Origin of the sequence: Mycobacterium intermedium (assembly GCF_002086275.1) — a bacterium.
Taxonomy (GTDB): Bacteria; Actinomycetota; Actinomycetes; order Mycobacteriales; family Mycobacteriaceae; genus Mycobacterium; species Mycobacterium intermedium.
Map to the genome: position 1 here is coordinate 1 of NZ_MVHT01000336.1, position 373 is coordinate 373.

At 76.9% G+C, this 373-nt stretch carries 1 protein-coding gene; it reads left to right on the forward strand.

Features of this window, described 5'->3' with window-relative positions:
• A partial coding sequence (locus BST27_RS34730; protein ID WP_211285351.1) for a hypothetical protein occupies positions 1–373 on the forward strand: 373 nt, incomplete at both ends.

The window sequence follows — 373 nt, forward strand, 5'->3', positions numbered from 1 at the left end:
ACCGGCGGGGCGGGGGGGTGCGGCGGCACCGGCGTTGCCGGTGCCAACGGCGGTCTCGGCGGTCTCGGCGGCAACGGTGGCGGCGGCGGTCAAGGCGGAACCGCACAAGGCGGTCTTGCCGGCCAAGGCGGCAATGGCGGCCGAGGCGGCGGTGGGGGCACCGGCGGCGACTCCAGCGGCACGGGAACCAACGGCAGCGGCGGGGCCGGGGGCAACGGCGGCACTGCCGGTAACGGTGGGCCAAGCACCAAAGTTTCGCTCCCCGCCTCACAGTCCGCCGGCGCCGGAGGTGGGGGCGGTGGCGCCGGGGGCAACGGCGGCGACGCAGGCACAGGTGGTGTGGGCGGCATTGGTGGCAACGGCGGCAACGGTG